General features: G+C 39.6%; 9 protein-coding genes. 6 read left to right on the top strand and 3 right to left on the bottom strand.

Annotated features, from left to right (window positions below):
• A partial coding sequence (locus WBA23_RS00510; protein ID WP_424580271.1) for a P1 family peptidase occupies nt 1-428 on the top strand: 428 nt, incomplete at its 5' end.
• On the opposite strand, the gene WBA23_RS00505 is transcribed toward WBA23_RS00510, so the two are convergent.
• Nucleotides 425-811: a hypothetical protein gene (locus WBA23_RS00505; protein WP_424580270.1), complete on the bottom strand. Its 387-nt coding sequence runs from the start codon at nt 809-811 to the stop codon at nt 425-427. The two genes, WBA23_RS00510 and WBA23_RS00505, sit on opposite strands and share 4 nt — an antisense overlap.
• Nucleotides 812-1214: 403 nt before the next feature.
• Between WBA23_RS00505 and panB the strand changes: the two genes are divergently transcribed.
• From panB to WBA23_RS00490, 3 genes are all read left to right on the top strand, one after another.
• Nucleotides 1215-2042 carry a 3-methyl-2-oxobutanoate hydroxymethyltransferase gene (gene panB / locus WBA23_RS00500; RefSeq protein WP_424580269.1) on the top strand — a complete coding sequence of 276 codons (828 nt, stop codon included), beginning with the start codon at nt 1215-1217 and terminating at the stop codon, nt 2040-2042.
• Between the two features lie 179 nt (nt 2043-2221).
• Nucleotides 2222-2536 (top strand): hypothetical protein, encoded by a 315-nt coding sequence (locus WBA23_RS00495; protein ID WP_424580268.1) that lies wholly within the window; start codon nt 2222-2224, stop codon nt 2534-2536.
• 230 nt (nt 2537-2766) lie between these two features.
• Nucleotides 2767-4140: a sigma-54-dependent transcriptional regulator gene (locus WBA23_RS00490; RefSeq protein ID WP_424580267.1), complete on the top strand. Its 1374-nt coding sequence runs from the start codon at nt 2767-2769 to the stop codon at nt 4138-4140.
• Nucleotides 4141-4145: 5 nt separating this feature from the next.
• Here the strand turns inward: WBA23_RS00490 and WBA23_RS00485 are convergent, their stop codons facing one another.
• On the bottom strand, nt 4146-6695 hold the full coding sequence (locus WBA23_RS00485) for an ATP-binding protein (protein WP_424580266.1): 2550 nt from the start codon (nt 6693-6695) through the stop codon (nt 4146-4148).
• 404 nt (nt 6696-7099) lie between these two features.
• On the opposite strand from WBA23_RS00485, the gene WBA23_RS00480 reads away from it, so the two are divergent.
• Nucleotides 7100-7732, top strand: coding sequence for a carboxypeptidase-like regulatory domain-containing protein (locus WBA23_RS00480; protein WP_424580265.1), 633 nt, complete (start codon nt 7100-7102; stop codon nt 7730-7732).
• Here the strand turns inward: WBA23_RS00480 and crcB are convergent.
• Entirely contained in the window at nt 7729-8109 is a 381-nt protein-coding gene (gene crcB / locus WBA23_RS00475; RefSeq protein ID WP_424580264.1) for a fluoride efflux transporter CrcB, read from the bottom strand. The genes WBA23_RS00480 and crcB overlap by 4 nt on opposite strands.
• A 139-nt stretch (nt 8110-8248) precedes the next feature.
• Here crcB and WBA23_RS00470 point away from each other — a divergent pair.
• The coding region (locus WBA23_RS00470; RefSeq protein ID WP_424580263.1) for a M61 family metallopeptidase at nt 8249-9558 on the top strand (1310 nt) is incomplete at its 3' end.

Here is a 9558-nt window from a genome sequence, read left to right as displayed (position 1 = left end):
CGCTTAATTCTTATTGGAAAGAACAATTTAAGCAACAGTCAGATGGTTCATGTATGATTGTAGTTGCTACCGATGCTCCACTGCAAGCTCGTAATTTAAAGCGATTGGCCAGACGAGCAATTTTTGGTTTGGCCCGTACTGGAGGTATTGCTTCTAATGGTAGCGGTGATTACGCGATTGCATTCTCAACGGCTCTAACGTCTCGTATATTACCATCAGATTCTATCGTTCAGAATAGTAAAGAGTTGCGGAATAAAGATATGACACCGTTGTTCTGGGCAGTGATTGAGGCTACCGAAGAGGCTATTTTAAACTCTATGTTTTACGCTGAAACTATGTCGGGAAGAAACGAACACACTATAAAGGCACTACCACTTGATAAAGTAGAACAACTAATGGAAAAGCACGGATACTTACCATCAAACTAAAAAGAATCTCCCATCAACATATTGACTAAATCTAGTATTTTGCTTTGAGAATCTTCAAACTTAGGCATTAGTTCGTAATACTCCTGCTCTAATAGCATTTCACCAGTTTCCTCCATACACTCTTTTACAAATATTGCGTATAGTGCCAAACGCTTTACGTAGCCAGCGTTGTCGAGGAAATAAGAGCGAACATGAGAATTTACTTTAAAAAAGCTACTCTGATTGTTCAGTAGATGCTTATAAAAGGCCCACTGAAAACCATCACAATAATTAACAAAACGAAATTCGGTAAAAAATTTCTCTTGCGGCAACACATCTCTAAACTCACTATAAAAACGCCCTGCGATTTCTGGTACTTTCCTCAATTCAGGATAACGATACATATTCCTGCTATTTAGTTTATATAATACAATATTATATAATTTTAGTACAAAAAAATACTAGTTAATAGTAATCATTCCACAGTATTTGATTAGTGCTGATAAAGGTAAAAAATTATAGTAATTCAGTGTAACTGATAATAAGTTACTTAAATATAAAATTGATCTTTTACTTAAATGCTTCCAAAACTTTACTGTATGCAGTTAAACTATGCTTGAAAATCATTGTTTTCGCTAATCTATACTTCTATTATTTGCTTAACATGTTGTTAATTAGCTGACATTTCTCAAATATTACATTGGCTTGTCTTGCCTGTACTTGGCAGTATTATCTCTCTTAATGCATTGCTTAATTAAAAACTTAAGTTTTATTAGTGTATTTACTTCTATTTAATCCTTTTTGTTTATGTCTACTCAGTCTAATTCATCAGCTAATATTAAGCGGATTACTACCCATCAGCTTTTAGCAATGAAGAAACGAGGTGAAAAAATAGCCATGCTAACCGCCTACGATTATTCTATGGCAACTTTAATAGATGGAGCAGGAGTTGACATTATTTTGGTAGGTGATTCCGCATCAAACGTAATGGCCGGACATGAAACCACCTTACCTATTACGCTAGATCAAATGATTTATCATGCAAGTTCAGTGGTACGAGCAGTAAAGCGGGCTTTAGTATTAGTGGATATTCCGTTCGGTTATTATCAGGGTAATTCTTCGGAAGCACTTCGATCCGCCATTCGTATTATGAAAGAATCAGGAGCACACGGGGTAAAGGTAGAGGGCGGCGAAGAAATTCAGGAATCGGTAAGAAGAATTATTAGTGCAGGGGTTCCAGTAATGGGCCACCTTGGGCTAACCCCTCAATCCATTTATAAATTCGGAACGTACTCGGTACGGGCTAAAAAGAAAGAAGAAGCCGATAAACTGATGCAAGATGCTTTGCTATTGCAGGAATGTGGATGTTTTGGGGTGTTGTTTGAGAAGATTCCTGCTGATTTAGGGACTAAAATCACCGAACAGCTTTCAGTGCCTACCATCGGAATTGGGGCGGGAGCTGGTACTGATGGGCAAGTTTTAGTAATGCACGATATGCTAGGTATCACCAAAGATTTTAATCCTCGGTTCCTACGTCGCTACGCTGACCTAGAGGTAGTAATTGACCAAGCGGTGAAGAATTACATTTCCGATGTAAAATCTCTAAACTTCCCTAACCAGGAAGAAAGTTATTGATTTATGTCTCAATTTGGGGACAACTTCCTCATTTAGCGTATTTTTTGGCTGCCTTTCCGCCACAGTTTTTATCTTCAGAAAACCAATCAGCTACTTAAGTGGCCTATTGGGCACTATTTGCATTTTGGCACAAAGTTTCTAGTAGGAATGGTAATTATCAACCTCAAATTTTTACCAAAATGAAGAAATTATTTTTTGCAATGTTTGCGGCTGCTTTTATGTTCAGCCTTTCAACTTTCGCTCAGGTGGAAGAGCAAACCCAACCGGAAGAAACAGTTACTGCTTCAGCAGAGGCAGTAGAAGTTGAATTTGATCAACTGCCCGATATGATTAAAACATCGTTTGAGGAATCTGACTACGCTATGTGGGACGTAACTTCGGTAAAGCAGATGGTCTCTCAGGAAGGTACTACACAATACCAGATTTCGGTATCGGACGGTACTAAAGAAGAAAGCGTTCTATACAATGAACAAGGTGAAGAAATAGAGCAATAGAAACTCATTTTTTTCCTTCTAGCAAGGCCCCTGATTTGATTAGGGGCCTTTTTTTGATGGTGAGTGTTTAAACTAAATTGTTCTGATAGACGTTTTTCAAAAGAACTGCTTTCTATACTTATTTTAATCAAACAGCTCCTTAAATAACCGTTCGCTTTTCTCAAAGACTGATAATCAGTATATATTTAAAATTTATTGATAAATTGACGTAAGTAATTCACCTATCGCGAATGTCCCGAGTACTTATTATAGACGACGACCCTTCTTTCTGTACGCTTCTTCGCAATTTCCTGAAAAAAAATAATTATGAAACTCAAGAAGCCTACTCGGCAAAAGAAGGCATCCGAGCGGTCTATGATCATACTTTTGATATTATCCTGATTGATTATCGGCTTCCGGATATGGATGGCTTAGAGCTATTAAAAAATATTAAAAAGCGGTACTTGCATATTCCGGTCATTATTATGACAAACTATGCGAATATTAAAACAGCGGTAAAAGCAATGCAACTGGGTGCTTTTGAGTATGTTACCAAGCCTATAAATCCCGATGAAATTTTACTTTCTATGCGGGATGCACTCCGCAAAAAAAATCCAGAATCTTCTCCTACTACTCCGCTAACCGAACCTTCCTCCTCACCTACGCTACCATTTGTTCAAGGTGTGAGCTCTAGTTCGCAGGAAGTTATAAAGCACATTGAACTCGTTGCCCCTACGAATATTTCAGTTATTGTACTGGGGGAGAGCGGTACTGGTAAAGAATACGTATCACGCCTGATTCATCAAAAAAGCACGCGGAGCAAAGAACCATTTGTGGCGGTAGATTGCGGGGCCTTATCGGAAGAGTTGGCTGCCAGTGAACTATTTGGTCATTTAAAAGGATCATTTACTGGTGCTATACAAGATAAGGAGGGGCAATTCCAAGCAGCTAATGGTGGCACTCTTTTCTTAGATGAAATCGGCAATCTCTCTTACGAGAATCAGATTAAACTGCTGCGTGCTATTCAAGAACGCATTGTGCGCCAGGTGGGTAGTACTAAAGATATTAAAGTAGATGTTCGTCTTATTGTAGCTACCAATGAAAATCTGGAGAAAGCCGCTAAAGAAGGACATTTCCGCGAAGATTTGTTTCATCGCTTAAATGAATTTCAGATTTCAGTTCCTCCGTTACGGGATCGAGTACAGGATATTCCTTTGTTTCTAAATCATTTCCTCCAACAGTCAAATCAAGAACTCAATAAAAATGTAAGTGGGTTTATACCTGAAGTCGTCGAGAAACTGCAATCTTACTATTGGCCCGGTAATATTCGGGAGCTAAAAAATGTTATTCGCCGAGCAGTGTTACTCACTCCTGAAGACACCATTACCTTAACTGTTCTACCGCTCGAGATTACTTCACCGGCTACAGTAGCAGCTACTTCAGAAAATCTTCCTGTCTCAAACTTTAGCAATCCGGATCTGAAGGCTATTCAAGAAAAAACAGAGAAGGCTTTAATTGAAGAAACTTTAATAAAGGTACGATACAACAAAACTCAAGCTGCTAAAGTCTTGAATATTGACCGTAAGACGCTATATAATAAGCTAAAGCGCTATAATCTAGAATAGCAAATTTATTCACCATCTACATTTACTGTAGTTGATTCTATAGCTACTACTTCTTTAGTTATCAGATGTATTAAAGTTTCGATCATGGTGATTGCTGCCTCTACTCCGGCGGCTAGCTGATTGTTCCAGGAAAAAGAAGAAGCAGTACTTTCCAGGTACTTAAGTTGTTGGGTTAACTCTACTGATTGGAGCAGTTCTACCTGCGATACTAACTTATGAGCGTAGAAAGAAACCTGTACGGTTGACTCTTCTTTTAGTGCTAACCGAAGTTCTTGACTAGCTTCTTGGGCAGTATCAATAAAAGTTTTGAGATAAAGAGTTAATGCTTCGGTATCGTCGCCTGTAAACTGACGAACTTTATCCAAAGAGAAAGCAGATGCATTTTGTTCTTGGGGTTGTAAATTCGTTTGTAGTTGCCCCGTTGAACTTTCGCTTGGTTCGGTACTTATTTCTGATAAATATTTCTGGAGTAACTTACCTAACTGAAGCTGACCAAAGGGTTTTAGCAAAAAATCTTGAACACCAATTTTCTCATACTTTAGTCTTTCCTCCGTTCGGACGTTAGCGGTAAAAGCAATGATTGGAGTTGTATACGCTTCTACTAAGGGATTTTCTTTTAATGCTTGGATTACCTGAGAACCATCCATTTCCGGCATGTGCAAGTCACAGAAGATAAGATCAAAAACCTGTTCTTCTGCTGCCTTTAGCGCTTCTTTCCCCGATTGACAGCATACTGATTTTATACCTCGTGCACTTAATGCCAATTCAAGGAGCGTAACATTAAGTGGATTATCATCAATTATCAAAGCCTCTCCATCAGGATATAGTAGATCGAGTGTGCTCTCATCATCAGCATTTTCCTCAATATCAATAGCGGATGCCGAACTGTATTGAATAGTAACCCGAAAGATACTACCCGCCCCCTCACTACTTTCTACTGATAGGTTCCCCCCTTGCCCTTCAACTATTTTCTTGCATATTGCCAGTCCTAAACCAGTGCCACCGTATTTACGCGTAGTTGACAAATCAGATTGGTGAAAGGCATCGAAGATAGAGGCTTGTTTCTCTTTGGGAATCCCAATACCAGTGTCAATTACTTCTAGCGTTAACTCCGTTGTCCGATTCGATACTGACGTTAATTTAGCCATAATAAGTACCTCGCCTTGGTGGGTAAACTTCAGCGCATTGGATACTAAATTATACAGTACCTGTTTTAATCGAAAAGCATCACCCAGCATATACTTAAGCTCATCTCCGCTGATACTATAGCGAAGATCCAACAGTTTTTTTTCTGCTATTAGCTCCAGATCATGCTTTACCTCGCAAATTAGTTGCACTACATCAAAGGGTTCGCGCTCGTAGCTAATTTTACCCGCTTCGATCTTAGAAAAATCGAGAATATCATTCACTAATGACATTAAATGCCGAGAGGAACTATCTAGAGCACCTACGTGCTTCTGTTGCTTACTATTGAGTTTTGAGAATTTAAGTTGCTCCGTAAATCCTAAGATAGCAGTAAGCGGAGTACGAATTTCATGACTCATATTGGCCAAGAAATCTTCTTTAACTCTCGCCAGGTGCTCAGCATTGGATTTTGCCACCAGTAACCTATTTCGGTAAAACTCACTACGAGTGATGTCAGCTAAGATCAGATAGACAATAAGAATTGTGCTCAAAAAAGCCACGATCAAGATAATAGCAATTCGAATAATGGCTTCGTCCATTGATGATCGTGCATCGGCCACTCGTTGTTGCGAACGCAATTGTTCTTGCTGTTTTAGTTGTCCTACCAGCCCGTAGATACTACCCATTACTTGGGCGTTGTTTTGAAGGTAGGTTAATTCTTGCTGATCTATTCGCTGTTGCCGTCTTGTCTGACCATTGCGTACCTGGCGTAACAGTTGCCGAACAGAGTCAGGAGCTAGTGTAATTGGTTCGCGCTCTTGCTCAGCAGTAGCAAAGGGTTGTTCTTGCTTACCTCGTGAAAGTAAACGACTGAGTTTTTTATCGATCCGAATATCAATGTTCTGCCGGGCGGTATCTTCGAGAAAATGAGGCGTATTACGCTGCGAAGCTATTGTAGATACCTCACTTTCCAACTCGGACAAAGCTTGGTTATAAAAATCAAAATCGCCTCGTTGTTCCTCAATTTCCCGAAAAGCATCTAAACTCACTAGCTTATCTCGAATCAAGTTTACCACCGTATCTAGCGTATATTCTTCATTTGCTGTTTCACTCTCTAGCGATCCAATAATACTTTCTACTTCTTTAACCTGCTTGTAGTATACTCCCAATTTTTCGGAAGCTTCTCTTGGTTTTTCAGACGAGCGAAGTACCGAATACTCCTGAAGTGTATTTTCAGTCGTGGTGACTGCCATAAGAATGCTATCAATCCTTTTAATTTTCAGGTCAGGTTGAGAGATCGTTTGAGAAGCCTGCTGTAGTTCGGTGAAGCTTTCGTAGGAAATGTAGGCCGCAAAGAGTAGCGCTGAAAAAACCAGTACAAATCCAATTACTACCTTGGAACGAAGTGCCGATGACCTTTTGGAACCCATTAGAGCTAATTTATCTATACACTTAGAAAAATACGTACCAGCGAAGAAAACAGTTCTATCTACGAACGTAATTTAAACGAGTTGAGGAATAATTCCCCACTTTGAGAAGAATGTGTTGCGAATCCCTACGAAATATCTTATTCCTTTAGTTAGTTAATTCATATAAATATCTGATTAACAGAATATTACAAAATCTATTTAGAACTGGCATTTTTTTTAGTACTAATTTAAGTGCAAGTACAACCTTACTTGAAACAATAAGCGACACCATTCAGATTATCCTTCATGATAAGGATAATTTGTCTTGAATTTCACCCTTAACTTAATACTTCTTAAAGATCAGCCCTAGAAATTATTTTTAGGGTTGATTTTTTTATTACAAGTAATATCATCAGCTTAGGGTTATGACTCGCATATTTATTTTTTCGGCAATTGCTTCCCTAACTATCTTGACCACCCAAGCTCAAGATATTAGCGATCTGAGTGATGACAATCCCATTACGATCAGTGGTGTAGTTTTTTCAATGGATAGCGTCACTGCTTTACCTTACGTTACTGTTTACGACAATCAACTCTCTGAAGGCACCATTACTGATAGTTTGGGATACTTTAGTTTTAGTGTTTATCCTGAAGATACTATTGTTTTCTCTAATGTGGGTTACAAAACCGCTCAGTTTGTTGTGCCTGATTTTCTAGAAGGTGAACAGTACTCAGTAGTGCAAGGGTTAGTGAGAGACACTATTGTATTGGAAGAGATACTGGTTTATTCTCTACCAACCACCAGCGAGTTTATGGAATCGTTTAGTGATCTTGAGTTAGATTTTAAGGAGAGAACCGAAAATTTACAGTCTGAGCTAAGTGCTATATTTGAGGAAGATATTATACTGGGCAAGTATCAACCGCAAAGCCCCAACGAAGGTATTACCCGAATGTATAATGCCCAATGGGGGTTAGTGCCTCCTAACAACTTTCTGAATCCAATACGTTGGTCACAGTTTGTAAGAGATTTGCGCCGGCACAACCGGAAAAATCGCTAGAACGAATTTAGCCGAAACAAAGTTATTCCTCCCCAGGTGGCTAATAATCCTAGAAGAACGCTGCCTAAGACATACATTCCCCAAAGCCCAAATTTTCCATTCTCTAATAAAGACAGAGCTTCGTAAGAAAACGAGGAAAAAGTTGTGAACCCACCACAAAATCCGGCGATCCACAAGCGACTTTGGGTATCAGATAGATGGCCTTTCAGCAACGCACCGAAAAGTAGACCAATTAGAAAGCATCCTACTATATTAACGAGAAATGTACCCAACGGAAAAGCACTATTCCAGTAGCGATTTACCCCTTGACCTACACTGTAACGAGCGATACTTCCTAAAAATCCACCAATACCAACCCAAATAAAGTCCCAATTCATTGTTTAAGTGTTCAAGAAACGATGTTCAAATACGTTTAGTAAATTCAAAACTCAAAACTTTGAACCTAAAACATGAATACCAGAATACATAAACACCTAGATGCGATAACACTACCTCTAAAAATTCTATTTACTACTTATGATTAACTGCACCGTATCCTACCAAAAGCCGCATCAGCACTGGCTTGATTTTGAGCTTACATTCTCCGATTTAGATCAGGATAAAACGTATCTACAGCTTCCGGCGTGGCGACCGGGCCGCTATCAACTGGGAAACTTTGCTAAAAACATTCAGAAGTTTACAATTACCGATGCTGACGAGCAGCTTATTCCCTTTCGTAAAGTAACCAAAGACCGTTGGGAAGTAGATACCGAAGGGATTGAAAGTATTCGAGTGAAGTATAACTACTACGCGGCTGAAATGAATGCGGGTAGCACCTACCTGGATGATGAGCAGTTGTATATTAACTTTGTGAATTGCGTACTCTACGCTGAAGCACAAACTGACCTACCGTACCGGGTTAACGTGCAGGTTCCCAAAGAATATGAGATTGCTTGCGGACTTAAAAAATTAGATGCCCATACGTTGGAAGCTCCCAGCTTCTATCATCTAGCAGAAAGCCCTCTAATTGCCAGCCCTACGCTGACTCATTGGCAGTACGAAGTAGAAGGTCACCATTTCCATTTGTGGTTTCAGGGGCAGTGTTTGCTAGACAAAGAGCAAACCGTGAACCGCTTTCGAGCATTTACCCAAAGTCAAATACAAATGATGGGTGATTTTCCAGCCGATGAGTACCACTTTCTGTATCAGTTCTTGCCTTATCAGGCTTACCACGGAGTAGAACATTTTAACTCTACCGTGATTGCCTTAGGACCCAGCGAAGGGGTTGTAGAAAATAGCACAGCTTACTCCGATTTTCTGGGAGTGAGTTCTCACGAGCTGTTTCATACCTGGAATATTATTCGTATTCGGCCGAAGGAGATGTGTCCTTATGACTACACCCAGGAGAACTATTTTCCTACCGGATTTATTGCCGAAGGAGTAACCACTTACTACGGTGACTTATTTTTAGTACGTAGTGGTGTGATAACCAAAAGTGAGTACTTTTTGGAACTGAATAAACTCTTAAAACGCCACTTTGAAAATTTTGGTCGCTTCAATCATTCGCTGGTAGAGTCTTCTTTTGATTTGTGGCTCGATGGCTACGCCGTTGGTATTCCGCACCGCAAGGTGTCTATTTACGTGAAGGGAGCACTGGTTAGCCTGATACTAGACCTTATGCTGCGGGACTGCACTGAGCAAGAACATTCGCTTGATACCTTTATGCGTTACCTGTGGGATTATTTTGGGAAGCAAGAATGTGGATATCACCTAGCTGACATACAAAAGCTAGTAGATGACCTCTCGGGCAATCAGATTGATGACTATTTTGACCGATTTATTTACGG

This window comes from Tunicatimonas sp., assembly GCF_049647865.1.
Lineage (GTDB): Bacteria > Bacteroidota > Bacteroidia > Cytophagales > Cyclobacteriaceae > Tunicatimonas.
Note: the sequence above shows the minus strand (reverse complement) of the source record. Positions and strands in the feature narration are given on the sequence as shown.

What these genes read in the sequence shown, in the direction of transcription:
- WBA23_RS00505 (WP_424580270.1), bottom strand. Translation starts at nt 811, where the DNA reads ATGTATCGTTATCCTGAATTGAGGAAAGTACCAGAAATCGCAGGGCGT.
- panB (WP_424580269.1), top strand. Translation starts at nt 1,215, where the DNA reads ATGTCTACTCAGTCTAATTCATCAGCTAATATTAAGCGGATTACTACC.
- WBA23_RS00495 (WP_424580268.1), top strand. Translation starts at nt 2,222, where the DNA reads ATGAAGAAATTATTTTTTGCAATGTTTGCGGCTGCTTTTATGTTCAGC.
- WBA23_RS00490 (WP_424580267.1), top strand. Translation starts at nt 2,767, where the DNA reads ATGTCCCGAGTACTTATTATAGACGACGACCCTTCTTTCTGTACGCTT.
- WBA23_RS00485 (WP_424580266.1), bottom strand. Translation starts at nt 6,695, where the DNA reads ATGGGTTCCAAAAGGTCATCGGCACTTCGTTCCAAGGTAGTAATTGGA.
- WBA23_RS00480 (WP_424580265.1), top strand. Translation starts at nt 7,100, where the DNA reads ATGACTCGCATATTTATTTTTTCGGCAATTGCTTCCCTAACTATCTTG.
- crcB (WP_424580264.1), bottom strand. Translation starts at nt 8,109, where the DNA reads ATGAATTGGGACTTTATTTGGGTTGGTATTGGTGGATTTTTAGGAAGT.